General features: G+C 64.5%; 19 protein-coding genes. 8 read left to right on the forward strand and 11 right to left on the reverse strand.

Annotation, left to right across the window (positions count from 1 at the left end; translation table 11 throughout):
- Positions 1–63: 63 nt before the first annotated feature.
- Positions 64–753: an SDR family NAD(P)-dependent oxidoreductase gene (locus LB566_RS25310; protein ID WP_224628383.1), complete on the forward strand. Its 690-nt coding sequence runs from the start codon at positions 64–66 to the stop codon at positions 751–753.
- Positions 754–1,162: 409 nt separating this feature from the next.
- A complete protein-coding gene (locus LB566_RS25315) occupies positions 1,163–1,414 on the forward strand; it encodes a DUF768 domain-containing protein (protein WP_140498383.1) in 252 nt (83 codons plus the stop codon).
- A gap of 52 nt (positions 1,415–1,466) precedes the next feature.
- Here LB566_RS25315 and LB566_RS25320 read toward each other — a convergent pair whose 3' ends face one another.
- From LB566_RS25320 to LB566_RS25330, 3 genes are all read right to left on the reverse strand, one after another.
- Entirely contained in the window at positions 1,467–2,585 is a 1,119-nt protein-coding gene (locus LB566_RS25320) for a P1 family peptidase (RefSeq protein ID WP_224628386.1), read from the reverse strand.
- 9 nt (positions 2,586–2,594) lie between these two features.
- Positions 2,595–4,226 (reverse strand): exodeoxyribonuclease VII large subunit, encoded by a 1,632-nt coding sequence (gene xseA / locus LB566_RS25325; protein WP_224628387.1) that lies wholly within the window; start codon positions 4,224–4,226, stop codon positions 2,595–2,597.
- Positions 4,227–4,302: 76 nt separating this feature from the next.
- Entirely contained in the window at positions 4,303–5,259 is a 957-nt protein-coding gene (locus tag LB566_RS25330; protein ID WP_224628389.1) for a LysR substrate-binding domain-containing protein, read from the reverse strand.
- Positions 5,260–5,493: 234 nt separating this feature from the next.
- Here LB566_RS25330 and LB566_RS25335 point away from each other — a divergent pair, with 234 nt between their 5' ends.
- A complete protein-coding gene (locus tag LB566_RS25335; protein ID WP_140552396.1) occupies positions 5,494–5,784 on the forward strand; it encodes a DUF1127 domain-containing protein in 291 nt (96 codons plus the stop codon).
- A 136-nt stretch (positions 5,785–5,920) separates the two neighbouring features.
- Here the strand turns inward: LB566_RS25335 and LB566_RS25340 are convergent, their stop codons facing one another.
- From LB566_RS25340 to LB566_RS25360, 5 genes are all read right to left on the reverse strand, one after another.
- Entirely contained in the window at positions 5,921–6,145 is a 225-nt protein-coding gene (locus tag LB566_RS25340) for a type II toxin-antitoxin system HicB family antitoxin (protein ID WP_224628391.1), read from the reverse strand.
- A gap of 37 nt (positions 6,146–6,182) precedes the next feature.
- A complete protein-coding gene (locus LB566_RS25345) occupies positions 6,183–7,199 on the reverse strand; it encodes a DUF937 domain-containing protein (RefSeq protein WP_224628393.1) in 1,017 nt (338 codons plus the stop codon).
- 98 nt (positions 7,200–7,297) lie between these two features.
- The gene (locus tag LB566_RS25350; RefSeq protein ID WP_224628395.1) at positions 7,298–8,671 is read right to left on the reverse strand and encodes a glutamate--cysteine ligase; all 1,374 of its coding nucleotides are present in this window, start codon (positions 8,669–8,671) and stop codon (positions 7,298–7,300) included.
- Positions 8,672–8,909: 238 nt separating this feature from the next.
- Positions 8,910–9,644, reverse strand: a complete 735-nt coding sequence (locus tag LB566_RS25355; RefSeq protein WP_224628397.1) for a 16S rRNA (uracil(1498)-N(3))-methyltransferase — start codon at positions 9,642–9,644, stop codon at positions 8,910–8,912.
- A 31-nt stretch (positions 9,645–9,675) separates the two neighbouring features.
- Positions 9,676–10,323 (reverse strand): hypothetical protein, encoded by a 648-nt coding sequence (locus tag LB566_RS25360; RefSeq protein ID WP_224628399.1) that lies wholly within the window; start codon positions 10,321–10,323, stop codon positions 9,676–9,678.
- An 88-nt stretch (positions 10,324–10,411) separates the two neighbouring features.
- On the opposite strand from LB566_RS25360, the gene LB566_RS25365 reads away from it, so the two are divergent.
- Together LB566_RS25365 and LB566_RS25370 are read left to right on the forward strand one after the other, a co-directional pair.
- Positions 10,412–11,110 carry a type 1 glutamine amidotransferase gene (locus LB566_RS25365; protein WP_224628401.1) on the forward strand — a complete coding sequence of 233 codons (699 nt, stop codon included), beginning with the start codon at positions 10,412–10,414 and terminating at the stop codon, positions 11,108–11,110.
- A 282-nt stretch (positions 11,111–11,392) separates the two neighbouring features.
- Positions 11,393–11,533, forward strand: coding sequence for a hypothetical protein (locus LB566_RS25370; protein ID WP_181165325.1), 141 nt, complete (start codon positions 11,393–11,395; stop codon positions 11,531–11,533).
- A gap of 41 nt (positions 11,534–11,574) precedes the next feature.
- On the opposite strand, the gene LB566_RS25375 is transcribed toward LB566_RS25370, so the two are convergent.
- From LB566_RS25375 to LB566_RS25385, 3 genes are read right to left on the reverse strand one after another with little or no spacing between them, the layout of a single operon-like run.
- Positions 11,575–12,342 (reverse strand): metallophosphoesterase family protein, encoded by a 768-nt coding sequence (locus tag LB566_RS25375; protein WP_140552402.1) that lies wholly within the window; start codon positions 12,340–12,342, stop codon positions 11,575–11,577.
- A 39-nt stretch (positions 12,343–12,381) separates the two neighbouring features.
- Positions 12,382–13,518 carry an alpha-hydroxy acid oxidase gene (locus LB566_RS25380; protein WP_224628402.1) on the reverse strand — a complete coding sequence of 379 codons (1,137 nt, stop codon included), beginning with the start codon at positions 13,516–13,518 and terminating at the stop codon, positions 12,382–12,384.
- 25 nt (positions 13,519–13,543) lie between these two features.
- Positions 13,544–14,347 (reverse strand): FadR/GntR family transcriptional regulator, encoded by an 804-nt coding sequence (locus tag LB566_RS25385; protein ID WP_224628403.1) that lies wholly within the window; start codon positions 14,345–14,347, stop codon positions 13,544–13,546.
- A 210-nt stretch (positions 14,348–14,557) separates the two neighbouring features.
- Here LB566_RS25385 and LB566_RS25390 point away from each other — a divergent pair, with 210 nt between their 5' ends.
- The 3 genes from LB566_RS25390 to LB566_RS25400 all read left to right on the forward strand — a co-directional run bounded on the left by LB566_RS25390 (position 14,558) and on the right by LB566_RS25400 (position 18,051).
- Entirely contained in the window at positions 14,558–15,880 is a 1,323-nt protein-coding gene (locus tag LB566_RS25390) for a DUF3422 family protein (RefSeq protein ID WP_224628404.1), read from the forward strand.
- Positions 15,881–16,039: 159 nt separating this feature from the next.
- Positions 16,040–17,536: an FAD-linked oxidase C-terminal domain-containing protein gene (locus LB566_RS25395; protein ID WP_224628406.1), complete on the forward strand. Its 1,497-nt coding sequence runs from the start codon at positions 16,040–16,042 to the stop codon at positions 17,534–17,536.
- Positions 17,537–17,628: 92 nt separating this feature from the next.
- On the forward strand, positions 17,629–18,051 hold the full coding sequence (locus LB566_RS25400) for an endonuclease domain-containing protein (protein WP_224628408.1): 423 nt from the start codon (positions 17,629–17,631) through the stop codon (positions 18,049–18,051).
- Positions 18,052–18,118 lie beyond the last annotated feature (67 nt).

Here is an 18,118-nt window from a genome sequence, read left to right on the forward strand (position 1 = left end):
CGTTCCACCTGGGAAGGCGCAACCCTGTCCAAATCCAGTCACCACCGCGAAAGAGAGATGCTCATGACATCCAATGTCGCCGTCATTGCCGGAGCGGGATCCGGATTGAGCGCCTCGCTTGCGCGCCTTCTTGCAAGGGAAGGGTTTCGTGTCGTGCTGGCCGCCCGCAACGTCGAGAAGCTCGACCCATTGCTGGCGCAGACCCGCGCCCAAGCCGTGGCAACCGATGTCTCCGATGCCGCGTCGGTGCAGCGCCTGTTCGAGATAGTTGACAAGGCCGGGCCGCTGTCGCTCGTGGTCTTCAATGCCAGCGGACGCGCCCGTGGCCCGATCGCCGAACTCGATCCAGAGGCCGTCAGGCAGGCTTTGCTGGTGGGGGCCTATGGCGGCTTCCTGGTTGGCCAGCAAGCGGCCAACCGGCTGCTTTCGCAAGGCTCGGGCTCGATCTTCTTCACCGGCGCGACGGCAAGCGTCAAGGGATTCGCCGGCTCGGCCGGTTTCGCGATGCCCAAGTTCGGCTTGCGTGGACTGGCGCAATCCATGGCTCGCGAACTGGCCCCCAAGAACATCCATGTCGCGCATTTCGTCATCGATGGCGCCATTGCCTCGACCGCGCCGGGAGAGGCTCCCGACCCGCAGGAGCGACGGCTGTCGCCGGACGCGATCGCCGAGGCCTATCTCGGCATCCATCGCCAGAACCGCAGCGCCTGGACCTGGGAACTCGAGCTCAGACCCTGGGTCGAGACCTTCTGATCGGCACGGTGACCTATGCGGCTTTCGCGGGGCTTCCATGCAAGGCGGCGGGGAGAGTCGACATTGCATGGCGATGTCACTATATAGCGGCGGCTTCGATGGCTTGTGCCTGGAAACGGCAACGTCATCGGGCAGCTGTTGTGACAGCCATTGAGATGCAAACGGACCTGAAAACCGTAAGAAGCAAGTAGAAGCAGCCTCTCGAGGCGGGACAGGCTTCCCGCCAATCGATACCCGCCCCCCAGAAACAGAAAATGTTCTTCAATCCTCTATTTCCTTTGGCTCTGTGGACCTTGGACGACATCGGCTTGCCGTCCGGTGGCGACTCGGCTGGAATGGGGACATGCATCCTTCACCGGATGCCGACGTTTATGATTACCAACCGGCTTCGCCGCCAGGGAAAAGCAATATGAGTGAGCACGCCATCGAATTCTTGCAGGGATGGATTGGCGAAAAAGTCCATTGCCAGTCCCACGCCAGGATCGAGAAGCAGGCCGAAACACTGGCCAGGGAATGCGCTGCCAAGGCGGCCGAGGTCGGCATACCGCTGGAGGATATCCAGGAAGAAGTCGGCGATATCCAGGAACTCATTGCCTCCCGGCTCGAGGAAGCGGCCGAGGCCGACGAACACCAGCAGGCCGCGAGCAAGGCCGCGGAATAATTCAGAAGCAATCCTGTATGAATACGCGGACCATTCGGTCCGCGTATTTGTCTCAGCCGAATTTCTCCTTCAGCCACGCCTTCGGCAGCGCCGGCACGAAATTGCCGTCGCGCCCGGTCATGTCCTCGTTGGCGATCATCGCATTGAGGATGGCTTCCTCGACGCCCTGGACCACGGCATCGAAGAACGGATCGATGTCGGTGTCTGGGATGAACTCGGCGCGAGCGATCCGGCCCGGCGGCGCCAGGGCCGCGTCGGGATTGGCGGTAGAGAAGGCGAGGAAGATGTCGCCGGAACTGTGATAGCCGAAGCCGCCGGTCATGGCGACGCCGAGCGGCACGCGACGGGCCAGCCGCTTCATCTGATGCGGCAGGAACGGTGCGTCGGTGGCAATAACGGCGATGATCGAGCCTTTTTCGGCACGTGGCGTGCCTTCGCGGATCGCCGGTTCGACGAGCTCCGGCCCGGCGCGCAGGCCGCGAAGCGTGAAATTGCGCCGCTTGCCGAAATTCGCCTGCACGAAGGCGCCGACAGTATAGGCACGCCCTTGCCATTCGGTGATGCGCGACGCGGTGCCCGAACCGGCCTTGAAGCCGAAGGCGATCATGCCGGTGCCGCCGCCGACGCTGCCTTCCTCGATCGGTCCGCTGGCGGCACCGTCGAGCGCCTCGGCAACATGGTCTGATGTCACATGGTGACCGTTGATGTCGTTGAGGAAGCCGTCATAGGTTTCCGCTGCCACCGGCAGTCCCCAGCCGCTGTCGAGTGCCGCCGGCAGCACCTGGCTCATCCAGCGCAGCGTGGCGTCGCGCGAAACGCCGCAGGAATGCGTGTTGGTGACGGTGATGGGGAAGTTGAAGGCGCCGGTCTCCTCGACAATGTGCGAGCCGGTCAGTTCGCCATTGCCGTTCTGGCTGAAGATGCCGGCAAAGACCGGCGTGGCGAGCTCGCTGCGCGGCCTGGGCAGGATCGCGGTCACGCCGGTGCGCACCGGTCCCTGGCCTACGACGAGCGGGCCGTCGCCGGAAATCAGCGTGGAATAACCGACCGACACGCCGGCTACGTCGGTGATCGCGTTGAACGGGCCAGGCGTGCCGTCGAAGCCGATGCCGAAGCTTCGCGCGCGCGGCTTGCCGGAGGGCGTTTTCCGATGATGCGGATTGTCTGTCATGTCACGGCTTCAGAATAGGGAACCCTGGCTGCCGGGCTCCTTGGCCTTGGCCGCGGGTTTGACGACGGGTCTTGGCCGCGCCGAGCCGCTGGTTGCGACCGCATCCGCCGTGCCGTCGGCGAACTCCAGGGACAGCGCCATCCCCGCCGACAATTCTGCCGCACGCTTGACGACGGCGCCGTCGGCATCCTTCACCAGGGCGAAGCCGCGTGCCAGCACGGCCTTGTGCGACAGCGTCGCCAACAAGCGGTCGGCCTGGGCGACGCGGCTGCGCAGTCGCTCAAGCCTCAGCGATGCCGCATGCGTGCTGCGCCGCGTCAGCGCGGTCAGGAAATCCCTTTGGGTCCGCTGCCGCCGCGCCGTAGGCTCTATGGTGATGCGGCCCTGCAGCGCCGCCAATTGCTGCCGGTGCCGCTGCAGCGACGCCCGCGCGCATTTCGGCAACTGATCGGCGGCGCGATTGAGCTCCGCGCGCCGCGCTCTCGTCAGCGTGCGCAACGCGCCCTGTGCCCGCAGGAGATTGCGCTCGTTGGTCCGCCGCGCCTCGGCAATTCGCTGCGACAGCATTGCCGGTGTCAGTTTCAGGGCGAGGAAGCGTCCCCGCTTGCGTTCGGTCGAAACCATGAGGCCGCGCCCGAGCCGGCTCGCCGCCTCGTCGAGGCGACGACGTGGCAGCGCCAGCAACTGATCGGGCGAGGGCAGCGCACGCGCCGCCGCGCGCACCGACTGTCGCTTGCGCTCGAAATTGCGCGAAACCGCCGCCTTGAGCCGTGCGCCGAGACTGGCGAGCGCCGCTTCGAGGTCGGCCTTCACCGGAACGGCGATTTCGGCCGCCCCCGTCGGCGTCGGCGCCCTCACATCCGCGACAAGGTCGATCAGCGTCCAGTCGGTTTCGTGGCCGACGGCCGAGATCACCGGAATGGCGGAGGCGGCGACGGCACGGGCCAGCGCCTCGTCGTTGAAGCCCCACAGGTCCTCGAGGCTGCCGCCGCCGCGCGCCACGATCAGCAGGTCCGGGCGTTCGATGATGCCGTCCCATGCCAGCGCGTTGAAGCCATTGACGGCGGCGGTCACTTCGGCGCCCGCGGTTTCGCCTTGCACCCGCACCGGCCAGACGAGCACATGCAGTGGAAAACGATCCTTGATCCGGTGGATGATGTCGCGGATGACGGCACCCGTCGGCGAGGTGACGACGCCGATGACGCGCGGCATGAAGGGCAGCAACCGCTTGCGGCCCCCATCGAACAGGCCTTCGGCTTGCAGCCGGCGCTTGCGCTCTTCCAGCAGCGCCATCAAGGCTCCGGCGCCCGCCGGTTCCAGATTGTCGATGACGATCTGGTAGTTGGATTTGCCGGGATAGGTGGTGAGCCTGCCGGTGGCGATCACCTCCATTCCTTCTTCGGGGCGGAATTTCAGCCGGCCCATCGTGCCTTTCCACACCACGGCGTCGAGCCGCGCGCGGTCGTCCTTCAGCGTGAAATAGGCATGGCCGGAGGAGTGCGGCCCGCGATAACCCGAGATTTCACCGCGCACCCGCACATTGCCGAAGGCATCCTCGACCGTGCGCTTCAGCGCGCCTGATATTTCGCTCACCGTGTATTCGGTGGCGTTGCTGCGTGATTCGGATGCTGCTTCGCTCATCGGCCGATTGGGGGGTGGTTGCGCGCCGGCGTCAAGCTGGCTGTTTTCAGGTCAGCGTTCAGTTGCGTCCGACCGCCTACCAGCCCGGCAGGATCTGGTTCGGCTTGGTTCGCCGCATCTTGCTGAAGGCGAGTGCCGCGAAATCGAACGTTCCCGTCTCTTCGCCAAGCGGCACCGAGATGTTGTCCAGGCTTTCCGAAATGTGCCGGGCCAGCGCATCGACGATCTCCGGCCGCGAGGTTTGGCCGCGCATGATGCCGATGCGGCAGTCGGGCAGGGTGCCGAAGCCGTCGGCCTCGCCCAGCACCCGCATGCCGGGCCGCAAAGCGCATTCCGGCAGCACGGAGATCGCCAGGCCCGACAGCACCGCTGCGGTGATGACGGTTGCGGAAAAACTGGTGAACAGGATGCGATAGTCGCGGTTCTGCTGGTCAAGCACGTCGACGGCGGCGCGCCGCCAGATACAGTTTGGCCGGCCAAAGGCCATCGGCAGCGTTTCCTGCTCGTGCGTGGCGTGGTTGGCCGATGTGACCCACAGCAGCGGTTCGCGCCGCACCACCTCGGACTGGCCGCGCACGTCGTTATGCGTCACCAGCGCCAGGTCGAGATTGCCGCGCTTGATGTGTTCGACCAGCCCCGGCGTCGGCTCGCAGACGACGGTCAGTTCGACGCGTGGATTGGAACGCGTGAAGCGCGCCATGATCTCGGGCAGGAAACGGTCGGCGTAGTCGTCCGGCGTGCCGATGCGGATGGTGCCTTCGAGCCGCCGGTCGTCGAAGGCGGCAAGCGTTTCGCGGTTGAGATAGAGCAGCCGTCTTGCGTAGGAAAGCAGCTTGTCGCCTTCCTCCGTCAGTCGGTTGCTGCGCCCTTCCTTTTCGAACAGCGGCTTGCCGATCCGCTCCTCCAGCCGGCGCATCTGCATCGACACCGCCGACTGGGTGCGGTGCACCTCTTCGGCCGCACGCGTAAAACTGCCGGTATCGGCAATCGAGATGAAGGTCTGCAACTGATCGAGATCGAGCGGCGCTTTCATCGGTTCAATCCATCATTGATGTTGATGCTAAAGATTAGAAACATTCGTTGGATTAATCAATCGCGTGGTGGCAAATTGGCATTGTCCACATGAAACCAATGCATGTCGCCCAAAGTGGACACCGGCTCTGGGCCAAAGACATGCATTTCTTGAAGTGAATCGAAACCGGAACGGTCGCTGTTTGCTAAGCGCCGATTGCCTGGTTTTGCCCGTTCGAGTCTGAAGGAGACCGACATGGCCACGTTTGATTTCGCCACCGAGACCTCGCGCATCACCACGCGTCCGGCCGTTGCGACGCGCGTGGCAAATACCGTCTCCAACGCTTACCGCGCCTGGAAAAACCGCCGTGCCTTCTATCGCCTCGGCGAGATGTCGGACGCCGAACTCGCCGATATCGGCCTCACGCGCGCCGACCTGCACGTCGCCATCGACGTGCCGTTTGGCCGAGATCCGACGGCGATGTTGCGCGAAATCGCCAGCGATCGCGTCGAAACGATCGAGGACATCGCCCGCAGGGTGGCCTGATCGGTTGAGTTTCGGTCCCGCTGAACCTTTTCAGCAATCAGCGCGACCAAGGTTCATGCAGGCTTCCCACTCCCTGCCGGTCCCCCGCCGGCCTGCCTGCACGCTGCCCGGTCCTCCCAAGGACCGGGCTTTCTTTTTAGGCCAACGCCAGCTTGCGCGACGGTCTTGGTATCGATCTACCGAGTTCGTGCGCGGCTTCTATCCAGGACGCAATGGCGTCTTGAACGTTCGCGATGGCTTCTTCGGGAGTTTCACCGTCGCTCATGCAACCCGGAAGATCTGGCACAAGGGCCGAAAACCCACCTCCGTCCTCCATCGCAAGCGGCGCGATGATGACCGGATACTCAAGCCTGCCCATCATGTCTCTTTGCCTCGTCGATGAATGTTACGAGTTTTCGCTATCGCCGATCCATGCCGCGCTTGAACTGGTCGAAAATCGACTCCATGCCCTTCTGGTAGTCGTCGCGCTGCTGCGCCCCGGTCTCGAACATTTTGCCGAACAGATCGTCGAATGGGTTCCTCGGCCTGCCGCTCGGATTGGTCTGCGGCTGCGGCGCCTGGGGCTGCTGCCGAGCTTGAGGCTGCGGCGCCGGCTGCCCGCCGCCGGATACACCGCCGCCGCCCTGGCGCAGCATCTCCTCGAAGATCTTGCCTAGTGGACTGTCGCCATAGGGGCTCTGGGTCTGCTGCGGCTGGGGCCGGCCTTGCGGCTGCGGCGCGCCACCGAACATATCCTGCAGCACCTTGCCGAGCGGATTGTCGCCGTAGGGATCGGGGGGCGGCTGAGGCTGGCTTTGTGGCTGCGGCGTTCCGCCACCGAACATGTCCTGCAAGACCTTGCCGAGCGGATTGTCCATCGGGGCCTGCGGCTGTGGTGCCTGGCGCGGTTGTGGCGCCGGGGCTTGCACGCCCCCGCCTTGCCGCATCATCTGCTCGATAATCTCGCCCAGAGGATTGTTGCCGCCACCGCCGAAACCGCCGGCCGCCTGCATCTGACTTGTCGTCTGCTTGAACAGCCCGCCCATCAGCATCGAGGCCAGGGCCGGCAGCATCTGCTGCAGCACCTGCTGGCTCACGCCGCTCGCCTGCGCCGCCTGACTGGCAACGGCGCGCGACAGATCCTTGGAGCCGAACAGATGCCCCAGAATGCCGTTGCCCTCATCGACGCCTTGCGGCGAGAAGGCCCGGGTCGCGTCCTCGAAATATTTGGCGTGCTGGCCGCTTGCCATCGCCGTCATGAAGGCACCGAGCCCATAGGGGTCTGCGGTGTTGCGCTGCAGCCCCTGCGAAAAGGCCGGCAGCAGCGCGGCGACCGCCGCCTGCGTCTGCTGCATGGAAAGCCCATATTGTTGGGCAAGCGCCTGCATGCCGTTGCCGTTCTGGGCCTGCGCCAGCATGTCGAACAAGGAAGGCATTGGTCTCTCCTCCGGAAATCCCGCCGGAGAAGCCTAATTCGTTTCCACCGCCGATTGAAGCGCCTTTTGGAAGACCTCGGCCGCCTCGAAGCCGAGGGTCAATAGGCGTATTCCATGAACACCGGCTCGATCGAGCCGCCCCAGCGCGTGTGGTAGGCCGACAGCAACTCCTCGGCACTGGTGGTGCCGCGCGCCACGACTTCGTCGAGCGTGTTGAGGAACGAGGTCTCGTCATAGCCGTCGCGGTTCTTCTTGCCGCGGTTCTTCAGCCCCATGCGCGAGATGGCGAGCACGTCGCGCGCGATGTCGCGAAGCGTGGTGTTGCGGAACGGCGCCGAAATGCCTTGTTCGGGCACGGCATTGCGCATCGCCAGCACTTCCTCATAGGTCCAGCTCGAGGTCAGCGCCTCGGCCGCATCGAGCGCAGCCTCGTCATAGAGAAGCCCGACCCAGAAGGCCGGCAGGGCGCAGATGCGTCGCCACGGCCCGCCGTCGGCGCCGCGCATCTCGAGAAAGCGCTTCAGCCGCACGTCGGGGAAGAGCGTCGACAGATGGTTCGCCCAGTCGCCCATCGTCGGCAATCCGTCCGGGATTTCATTGCGGGCGGCCCCGGCCATGAACTGACGGAAGGTGACGTGCGTCATGTCATGGTATTGGCCGTCGCGGATGACGAAATACATCGGCACGTCGAGCGCCCATTCGACATAATCGGCGAAGCCGAAATCGGGCGAGAAGCAGAATTCGAGCAGGCCCGAGCGCTGGTTGTCGGTGTCGCGCCAGATGTCGCCGCGCCAGCTCTGCAGGCCGTTCGGCCGGCTCTCCGTGAAGGGCGAGTTGGCGAACAGCGCCGTCGACAGCGGTTGCAACTTCAGCGACACCTGCATCTTGCGCCGCATGTCCATCTCGCTCTCGAAGTCGAGGTTAACCTGGATCGTGCAGGTGCGGTACATCATGTCGAGGCCCTTGGTGCCGACCTTGGGCATGTAACGCGTCATGATCTCGTAGCGCGACTTCGGCATTTTCGGCGTCTCGGCCAGCGACCATTTCGGGCTGCCGCCAAGGCCGAGGAAGCGGATGCCCATCGGCTCGGCGATCTCGCGCACCTGCGCCAGGTGGGCGTTGCCCTCGCGGCAGGTCTGGTGGATTGTCTCCAGCGGCGCGCCGGAGAGTTCGAACTGGCCGCCGGGCTCCAGCGAAATCGCGCCCTGGCCGGTCGGCTCGACCAGGCCGATGATGCGGCCGTCATCGATGATGGGATCCCAGCCGAGCTTTGACTGCATGCCTTCGAGGATGGCGCGTATGCCGCGCTCGCCGCCATAGGGCACGGGCTCGTTGCCGTCGACGTAGAACGGGAATTTCTCGTGCTCGGTGCCGATGCGCCACTTGTCTCGCGGTTTGTTGCCCTCGGCCAGGTGCTCGACGAGTTCGTCCATGCCTTCGATCGGCCGGAAATCGGTTGTGTCGCGCGCCATCATCAAGCCCCTGCGGCACACGACCGAAATCGACCTCGATTTCCGGGATATGCGCCAAAATCAAAGTACTACAGCAGCCTTTGCGCGTCGACGCGTGGCACTGCAGGGCGGCCGGACGACCGCCGGCGCTAGATGGACGAAATGTCAGTAGCCGATCAAGCGAAAAATCCTGAGCCAGAGGTCAACAGGAATTGAACGATGCGGCTCTTCCCATTTCCACAAAAGAGAAGGAAGAACCCTACCAATCCCCGATCGTGGCCTGCATCACCGCCAGTGCGGCCACGGCTGCCGTATCGGCGCGCAGGATGCGCGGGCCGAGCGGAATGGCGGTGACGAAGGGCAAGGCGCGCAGCACCTTGCGCTCCTCGTCGGAAAATCCGCCTTCCGGCCCGACCAGCAGGCCGAGCTTCCTTTCGCTCAACGCTTGCAGCGCGGACAAGGGATTGTTGGTCGAAGCGTCCTCGTCGCAGAAGATCAGCCGCCGCTCCTTGTCCCAGCCGGTCAGCAGGCGTTCGAACCTTTCCGCTTCCCGCACCTGCGGCACCGCAAGGATGCCGCATTGCTCGGCCGCCTCCACGACGTTGGCGCGCAACCGGTCGATGGAGGGTTTCGCCACTTGGGTGTGCTGGGTAATGACCGGCTGCAGCACTCCGGCGCCCATCTCGACCGCCTTCTGCACGAGATAGTCGAGCCGGCCCTGCTTCAGCGGTGCGAAGCAGTAGACGAGATCGGGCAGCGGCGGCTGCGGCCGTTGCCGCGCCAGCACCCTCAGCTTCACCGCCTTCTTGGATTTGGCCGCGATGGCCGCCGACCATTCGCCGTCGCGGCCGTTGAACAACAGGATCTCGGCGCCCTCGCCAAGCCGCAGCACATGCTGAAGATAATGGCTTTGCTGCTGACCGGCATCGAATTCGGCGTCCGGCCCGAGATCGTCGGGCACGAACAGGCGTTGCATCTTGTAGTTGGCGCGCATCGCCGAGGAATGGGCGAGGCGGCGGTTGGCGTCAAGTCTTGGCGGAAGGATGCCAGACGGGTTGGTAGCCTTGCCTCAGCACGCGCACGGTGGTCCGCGGCGTCAACAGCCGCAGTGTCCGGCCAGCGAGGCCGTCGAAATCCCGCGCCCCGCAATATCCTGCGAACGACCAGCGCAGCGCCCTGCCGCGACGCAGGGCGTAGGCATCGCCGCCGCCGTCGATCATCGTGCCGTCTGGCAGGCCTGCAAGCTCGTCGGCCGCCACCACCGAGGGCTTGCCGCCCGAAGCCAGCCGTTCCGTGTGCAGCCGCTTGTCGACCTGCGGCGCGCGCGGCTCGGCAATGGCGAAGGCTTCGCCGAAGCGCTGGACAAAGTCCTTGGCCCGTTCGCGCCGGCAAAAGAAGCAGGGGCGATGTCCGGCGGCCAGTGCCGTCACCTCGTCGAGGAAGAACAGCTCGGTCCAGCCGGCCTTTCCTCCCGGCCGGTTGCGGCCCATCGGCTCGCGCCGCACGCCGCGGAAGTCGCAGACGCAGATGATCCAGGCGTGAAGCGCCCAGCGTTTTTTCAACAGCGTCCTGGTCTCGGGATCGTGGATGATGCCGCGATTGCCCATGAACAGGCCGCGCTCGGGCACGGCGTGGATGGCGCCGAACGGATCGACCCGGTTTTGCAGTGGCATAGTTTTCTCCGCGCGCCCGCATCTTGGCTGAAATGCCGGCGCCATGATATCGCTCGCCGCACCGTTTTCATGTCAGCAGGGTTTTGCGATGCGGGTGCTGGTGGTCCAGAACTACGACAATACCGGCCTCGGCCAGGTCGGCGCGGCTCTGGCGGAAGCCGGTGCGGATCTCGACATCCGCCTTCCTTACAGGGGCGATCCGCTGCCGGACGATGCGAACGGCCACGACGCCATGGTGGTGCTCGGCGGCGGCCAGAACGCGCTGGCCGACGAGGAATATCCCTATTTTCCGGCGCTGCTCGAACTTATCAGCGATTTCGCCGGCCAGGACCGCGCCGTGCTCGGCATCTGCCTCGGCAGCCAGCTGGTGGCCCGCGCCTTCGGCGGCGAGAACCGCATCGGCGGCGCCAACGAATTCGGCTGGCGCGGCGTGTCGCTGACGCCGGACGCCAAGGCCGATCCGGTGCTGGCCGAGCTTCCGGAAAAGTTCCCGATCTTCCAATGGCACGACGACACTTTCGTGCTGCCCGAAGACGCGGTGCGGCTCGCCAGCAATGATGTCGCCGAGAACCAGGCGTTCCGTGTCGGCCGCGCCGTCTACGGCTTCCAGTTCCATTTCGAGGCCGACCGGCCGCTGGTAAAGGACTGGAGCACCTCTTTCGCGCCGATCATTGCAGCGCGCCACCCCGACTGGGCCGGCAAGCTCGATGGCGAAATGGCCCGTAACGGACCGGATGCCGATGCTGCCGGCCTGGCCATCGCCCGCGCATGGGTGGCGACGATCTGAGCATCATCTCTGCGGACCAGGGCGTGGCAAAATTGGCACGCGGCGGTGAATCCGCCTGGGGAAAACCGGTTTCGTCCTTGGCTTGTGTACGCCCGCCATCCTAGAAGGCGCGCGCTCTGCATCACCGGTGCAACCGCGATGGGACCTTGGTGTGGCCCGTGCGACACACCGCCGATACAGAACATGCCTAGAAGCGCGAAATCGTCGAAACTTTGAGACGTATTTTCCGTTTCAACGCATTGGTAACCGCCTCGTGCACAGATGCAGGAAGCTCAACAAGAGATGACGTCCGTGAAAGCAGCGCTTCTGTCCTTTGCCATGATGTCCGCCATCGTGATTTGCGGTCTCGGCATCTATGCGGCCGATGCCGCCAACAACCACAACGCCGTCGATGGCTACGGGGTCACCGCTTCGCTGCGCTGAAACAGCCGGACCGTTCGCGTCCTATCCGCGGCGCGCGCCACTCAAGCTTCCCTTATTGTCATTGTCAGAATGCGTTTGTCGGCGCCCTCGACAACGAGCGCGCTCAGCATGCCTGATTGCCAGGCGAGCGTATCGACATTGACGCGGTTGGCCATGACTTCCGCCTCGGGAACGGGCGTATGGCCGTGCACTACGATCTTCGGGAAAAGGCCGGCGTGATCGTGGAAAACGTCGCGGATCCAGATCAGATCCTGCGGATTCTGGTTCTCCAGGGCAATTCCTGGCCTGATGCCGGCATGGCAGAAGAAGAAGTCGCCGAAGCTGATTGAGAAGGGCAGCGAACGCAGGAAGTCGATGTGGCGTTGCGGTACGGCTTCGAGCAGAGCCTGATGTCCCCGTCTCATCGTCTCCATCCTGCCGAACCAGCCGGCGTCGGCAGCGAGCGGCACACCGTAGGATAGCGCCGTCTGGACCCCGCCATAGCGCATGAAAAGCCCGTCCGGGTCAGGGGTATCGAGAAAATCGAGAAAGCCGAGATCGTGATTGCCGGCGAGCATCACGTTTCGCGGATCGCGTTTGCGCGCCTCGATCAGGAAATCGACGACGTCCTTGGAGTCCGGTCCGCGGTCGACATAGTCGCCGAGGTGGATGACGCGCCAGTCGCGAGCCGGCTTCCATTCGAGCTCGCTCTCGATTCGCTGATGCATGGCGGCCAGCAGATCGAGCCGGCCATGGACATCGCCGATTGCGTAGAGCCGCATGCCGTCCGGACCGCGCGCGTCCAGGAAATGAATGTCGGGTTCTGCCAACGTATCGCTGTCTCCGTGATCAGGCCGTCGCCGACCTGGCTAGCGCCGGATCTGGTCCTTGCTCATGTCGGTCACCAGACGCTTTCCGCACAGCGCCAGCGTGATGTCCATCTCCTTACGGATGATTTCCAGCGCCTTGGTAACGCCTTCCTTGCCGAGCGCGCCCAGGCCGTAGAGAAACGGCCGGCCGATATAGGTGCCCCTGGCGCCGAGGCACAGCGCCTTCAGCACGTCCTGGCCGGAGCGGATGCCGCCATCCATGTGCACCTCGATCCTGTCGCCGACCGCGTCCGCGATTTCCTCCAGCGCCATGATCGACGAGGATGCGCCGTCCAACTGACGCCCGCCATGGTTGGAAACCACGATCGCGTCGGCGCCCGTTTCAGCGGCCATCAACGCGTCTTCCTTGTCGAGAATGCCTTTCAGGATCAGCTTGCCGCCCCAGCGTTCCTTGATCCAGGCGATATCCTTCCACGACAGATGCGGGTCGAACTGCTCCGTCGTCCATGACGCCAGCGAAGCCACGTCGCCGACGCCCTTGGCGTGGCCGACGATGTTGCGGAACGTGCGGCGCTTCGTGCCGGCCATGCCCATCCACCAGCGCGGACGGACCGCGATGTTGGCGATGTTGGCCAGCGTCATCTTGGGCGGCGCCGAAAGTCCGTTGCGGACATCCTTATGCCGTTGGCCGAGGATCTGCAGGTCGAGCGTCAGCACCAGCGCCGAGCATTTCGCCGCCTTTGCCCGGTCGATCAGATCGAGCACGAAGTCCTTGTCGCGCAGTACGTAAAGCTGAAACCAGAACGGCTTCTTCGTCACCGACGCGACATCCTCGATCGAGCAGATGCTCATCGTCGACAGGGTGAACGGCACGCCGAATTCCTCGGCCGCCTGCGCCGCCAGCATCTCGCCGTCGGCATGCTGCATGCCGGTCATGCCGGTTGGGGCCAGCGCCACCGGCATGGCCACCTTCTCGCCGATCATGGTCGATTCCAGTGAGCGGTTGCTCATGTCGACCAGCACGCGCTGGCGGAACTTGATCTTCTGGAAGTCGTCCTCGTTGGCCCGGTAGGTGCTCTCGGTCCATGCGCCGGAATCGGCATACTCGAAGAACATCCTGGGCACGCGCCGTCGCGCCAGGTCCTTGAGGTCGGCAATGGTGAGAATGTCGCTCATCGTGTCCCCGCTTGATCGATATCGTTCAGGAGCGTTTGCGCGCCGGCTCGGCATCGCCGGCTTCAGAGCGTTGCCTGAGCCTGAGCCGCGATACGCGCTGCCAGTCGCCGCTGCGCTCGGCTTGTGCCATCGACCGCTCGACATAGATCATGTGGTCCATCGCCGCCTGCCGCGCGCCGGCCGGGTCGCCGGCCTTGACCGCGATGTGGATCGCCCGGTGCTGGGCCAGCAGCGCATCGCGCGCGCCGGGCACGGTGAACACCAGCAACCGGTTCTGGAACACGCCTTCCGACAGCAGCCTATAGCAGGAGCGCAGCGTATGCAGGAGCAGGATGTTGTGCGCGCATTCGCAGATCGCATGATGGAACTCGACATCGATCTCGGCTTCGTCGTCGAAATCCCCGGTGCTGTGCGCTTCGTCCATGCGTGCCATGATGCGGTCGAGCAGGGCCAGGTCCTCCGGCGTGGCGCGCCGCGCCGCATATTCGGCGGCGATCCCCTCCACCTCCCGGCGATACTCCAGGTAATCGGCCACCGCCTTGCGATGCGTCGAGATCAGGTCCGCCACCGGCTTGGTGAACAGCTGGCCGATGATGTCGGCGACATATGTGCCGCCGCCCGGCCGCGTCGTCAAAAGGCCGCGTCCCTCGAGCGCCTTCAGCGCGTCGCGCAGGATCGGCCGGGACACATCGAACTGGCGCGCCAACTCGCGCTCGCCAGGCAGCCGGTCGCCGGTGCGCAACACGCCTTCGAGGATGAGGCTTTCGATCTGCTGCACCACCTCGTCGGCGGTTCGCGAGTGCTCGATCCTGGAAAAAATGTCGCTCAACTGCATGCCTGGGAGTGTTGAACCGGTGTCGCGCAAGATAAAGCCAGCGTCGCCAACTGGTCAAATTATTTATCCAATTGGTCGAAGCGTGTCGGCTTCCCCGCTCGCGTCCATATCGTCTTCGGCTAAACTTTGCTGTTTGCGTCACCGGCCTATTGGCTCTAGAGGACGCAACTGCAAGAGGGTTCAAAGAAACCCGGGGAACAAGCCGTGTCGCAGGACCCGTCCAATCTCGAATTTCAACCGCGCGCCAAGGGCAGCGTGCTCGGCTTTCCGGCGCATGAGGGACGGCCTGGTGCGCTGGGCGAAGTCCATGCCCGTCCGCACCCGCTGATCGAGAAGCCGCGTGTGCTGATCCAGCTCGCCTTCATGACCGAGGGTGGCGCCGGCGTCGATCATTCGGTGCTTTCCGAGCTGTCGCGCCGGCTCGGCATAGCCGCGCCCGACCGTCAGGCCCGCCATCACGCCATGAGATGGGGCCAGGGCTCGCTGCGCTGGGAGCGGCATACCGAATTCTCCACCTATCTGTGGGAAGGGCCGCTTGCCGAAGGCGGCAAGGGCCAGGAGGATTCGCCGTTCGGCAACGGATTTTCTCCACCCGGAACCGTTATTTCAGGCATTCGGCTCGAGATCCGCAAATGGACGCAGGCGGGCGAGCGGTCGATCGCCGGCTTTGATCCGACCAGCCTCTGCTATTCGCTGGTCGAACGCGGCAATGCTGCGATCGTCACCGATTTCCGCCAGGATGGCGACGGCCTGACCCGTATGCTGATCCTTGACCGCGCCCTGACGCCCGCCAGCACCGGCGCCTTGTCGCAGCGGCTGATCGACATCGAGACCTACCGCACGCTGGCCATGCTCGGCCTGCCGCTGGCGCTGGCCTTGTCGGGCCGCGCCCGTCGTATCGAGGACAGGCTGGCCCAGATCACGCTGGAGATGAAGCTCGCCGAGACCCGCGACAGCCAGAAATTGCTTGCCGACCTGACCGAACTCGCGGCTGAGTTGGAGGCCGACGCGGCGTCGAGCCTCTACCGCTTCGGCGCCAGCCGTGCCTATGACGGCATCGTCGGCGAAAGGCTGGAAGCGCTCGAGGAAGAGGCCGTACAGGGATATGACACCTGGGCGGGGTTCCTGCGGCGGCGCATGGCGCCCGCCATGCGCACCTGCCGTTCGGTCGAGGAGCGTCAGGCCAATCTGTCGCGCAAGCTGACGCGCGCAACCACGCTGCTGCGAACCTGGGTCGATGTCGAGGTCGAGAAGCAGAACCGCGACCTGCTCGCCTCGATGAACAATCGCGCCCGGTTGCAACTGCGCCTGCAGCAGACCGTCGAAGGCCTGTCGGTCGCGGCCGTTTCCTACTATGTCGTCGGCCTCGTCGGCTATGTCGCCAAGGGCGCCTCGATCTTCGGCCATGCCTTCGCGCCCGAAGTGGTCACGGCGGCGTGCGTGCCGCTCGCCATCCTGCTGGTCTGGTGGGGCGTGCGGCGGGTGCGGCGCATGCATTCCGAGCCGGCGAAACATCCGGGCGAGTAGGCGCGCCTTTACTTCCCACAGGATAAGGCCTGCCAGCGGCAGATTGCCGCTGCGGAAGGCGTCCGTTGCGTCCGTGCCCGCTCTCGGTCAAAGCGGGTTTGCAACCGACGCGCTTCACTGGTAAAAGATTTTGACCAGTCAAGCGAGATGAGGCTGCCGATGTCCGGCCTTGCCATGCCCAAGCCAGACGACGCCACGATGCGCCGGCGCGGCGAGATCGTCGCCGACATGCGCATCATCGTGCCGGGCGAGGGCGTGGTCGACGCGGCCAACGAAATGCGCGCCTTCGAGAGCGATGGCCTGACCGCCTATCGGCAATTGCCGTTGGTCGTGGTGCTGCCCGAAACGGTGGCGCAGGTTTCGCGCGTGCTGAAATACTGCAACGACCGCAACATCCGTGTCGTGCCGCGCGGCTCCGGCACCTCGCTGTCGGGCGGCGCGCTGCCGCTGGAGGACGCGGTGCTCCTGGTCATGAGCCGCTTCAACCGCGTTATCGAGATCGATTTCCCCAATCGCATCGTCGTCGCCCAGCCGGGCGTCACCAATCTCGGCATCACCACCGCCGTCGAGCAGAAGGGTTTTTACTACGCCCCCGATCCATCCTCCCAGATCGCCTGCTCGATCGGCGGCAATGTCGCCGAAAATTCCGGCGGCGTGCACTGCCTCAAATACGGCCTGACCGCCAACAATGTGCTCGGCATCGAGATGGTGCTGATGAACGGCGAGGTGGTGCGGCTCGGCGGCAGGCATCTGGACGCGGAAGGCTACGACCTGCTCGGCGTCATGACCGGCTCCGAAGGCTTGCTGGGCGTCGTCACCGAAATCACGGTGCGCATTCTGAAGAAGCCGGAGACGGCACGTGCGCTGCTGATCGGCTTCCCGACCAGCGAGCAGGGTGGCCAATGCGTCGCCGACATCATCGGCGCGGGCATCATTCCGGGCGGCATGGAGATGATGGACCGCCCGGCGATCCATGCGGCGGAGGATTTCGTCCATGCCGGATACCCCCTGGATGTGGAGGCGCTGCTGATCGTCGAGCTCGATGGGCCCAGCGTCGAGGTCGATCATTTCATCACCGAGGTCGAGGCGATCGCCATCCGCAACGGTTCGACCACCTGCCGCATTTCGCAGTCGGAGCAGGAGCGGTTGAGCTTCTGGGCAGGGCGCAAGGCGGCCTTCCCCGCGGTCGGCCGCATCTCGCCCGACTACTATTGCATGGACGGCACCATCCCGCGCAAGGAACTGCCGCGCGTGCTGGCCGGCATGCGTGAGCTCTCCGAGAAATACGGGCTTGGCGTCGCCAACGTCTTCCATGCCGGCGACGGCAATCTGCATCCGCTGATCCTCTATGACGCCAACGTGCCGGGCGAACTCGACAAGGCCGAGAGTTTCGGCGCGGACATATTGCGACTGTGCGTCAAGGTCGGCGGCGTCTTGACCGGCGAGCATGGGGTGGGCGTCGAGAAACGCGACCTGATGCCGGAAATGTTCAACGAGATAGACCTCGACCAGCAGATGCGGGTCAAATGCGCCTTCGATCCCAACCATCTGCTCAACCCGGGCAAGGTGTTCCCGCAGCTGCGCCGCTGCGCGGAGCTGGGGCGCATGCATGTGCATCGCGGACAGATGGCGTTTCCGGATATTCCGAGGTTTTGATGGCAGCGTCTCAGAATTTGGGCTCCTCGCCCCCGCAAAGCGGGGGAGAGGTGGCTCGGGCGAAGCCCGAGACGGAGAGGGGGACGCCCGACGTGCCGAGCCGCCGCTCGCCGGAAAAGATTGCTCGCGCACGAGCGCTTCGCCACGGTGACAACCAGGCGGAGGCAACCCTCTGGAATGAGCTGAAAGCCAAAAAGCTGAGTGGGTACAAATTCGTTCGCCAGATGCTCATCGGTCCATACTTCGCGGATTTCGCGTGTCGAAAACAACGATTGATTATCGAGTTGGACGGCAGCCAGCACGCCGAAAGCAGCTACGACAGGCGGCGTGACGAATTTATGCGTAACGCAGGCTTCTCGGTTTTGCGCTTCTGGAATCTTGATGTGTTGAAGGACACGAGGAGCGTTTGCGAGACGATCTTTGCAGCGCTGGAAGGACGGCTTTCTGAAGATGTAGTTGCAGCAGATCTGAGGTTTGTTTTCGCTGCCAAGAGCATAGGAGATAGTGCTCTATGATGGCCCCCTCTCCGTCTCGGGCTTCGCCCGAGCCACCTCTCCCCCGCTTTGCGGGGGCGAGGAACTG

The sequence above is a fragment of the Mesorhizobium sp. CA13 genome, assembly GCF_020165235.1.
Classification (GTDB): domain Bacteria; phylum Pseudomonadota; class Alphaproteobacteria; order Rhizobiales; family Rhizobiaceae; genus Mesorhizobium.

Bases quoted from the DNA above. Each gene is read 5' to 3' on its own strand.
- LB566_RS25340 (WP_224628391.1), bottom strand. From the start codon at position 6,145: ATGATGGGCAGGCTTGAGTATCCGGTCATCATCGCGCCGCTTGCGATG.
- LB566_RS25395 (WP_224628406.1), top strand. From the start codon at position 16,040: ATGTCCGGCCTTGCCATGCCCAAGCCAGACGACGCCACGATGCGCCGG.
- LB566_RS25365 (WP_224628401.1), top strand. From the start codon at position 10,412: ATGCGGGTGCTGGTGGTCCAGAACTACGACAATACCGGCCTCGGCCAG.
- LB566_RS25320 (WP_224628386.1), bottom strand. From the start codon at position 2,585: ATGACAGACAATCCGCATCATCGGAAAACGCCCTCCGGCAAGCCGCGC.
- LB566_RS25355 (WP_224628397.1), bottom strand. From the start codon at position 9,644: ATGCGCGCCAACTACAAGATGCAACGCCTGTTCGTGCCCGACGATCTC.
- LB566_RS25360 (WP_224628399.1), bottom strand. From the start codon at position 10,323: ATGCCACTGCAAAACCGGGTCGATCCGTTCGGCGCCATCCACGCCGTG.
- xseA (WP_224628387.1), bottom strand. From the start codon at position 4,226: ATGAGCGAAGCAGCATCCGAATCACGCAGCAACGCCACCGAATACACG.
- LB566_RS25350 (WP_224628395.1), bottom strand. From the start codon at position 8,671: ATGGCGCGCGACACAACCGATTTCCGGCCGATCGAAGGCATGGACGAA.
- LB566_RS25370 (WP_181165325.1), top strand. From the start codon at position 11,393: ATGACGTCCGTGAAAGCAGCGCTTCTGTCCTTTGCCATGATGTCCGCC.
- LB566_RS25380 (WP_224628402.1), bottom strand. From the start codon at position 13,518: ATGAGCGACATTCTCACCATTGCCGACCTCAAGGACCTGGCGCGACGG.
- LB566_RS25330 (WP_224628389.1), bottom strand. From the start codon at position 5,259: ATGAAAGCGCCGCTCGATCTCGATCAGTTGCAGACCTTCATCTCGATT.
- LB566_RS25315 (WP_140498383.1), top strand. From the start codon at position 1,163: ATGAGTGAGCACGCCATCGAATTCTTGCAGGGATGGATTGGCGAAAAA.
- LB566_RS25335 (WP_140552396.1), top strand. From the start codon at position 5,494: ATGGCCACGTTTGATTTCGCCACCGAGACCTCGCGCATCACCACGCGT.
- LB566_RS25345 (WP_224628393.1), bottom strand. From the start codon at position 7,199: ATGCCTTCCTTGTTCGACATGCTGGCGCAGGCCCAGAACGGCAACGGC.
- LB566_RS25310 (WP_224628383.1), top strand. From the start codon at position 64: ATGACATCCAATGTCGCCGTCATTGCCGGAGCGGGATCCGGATTGAGC.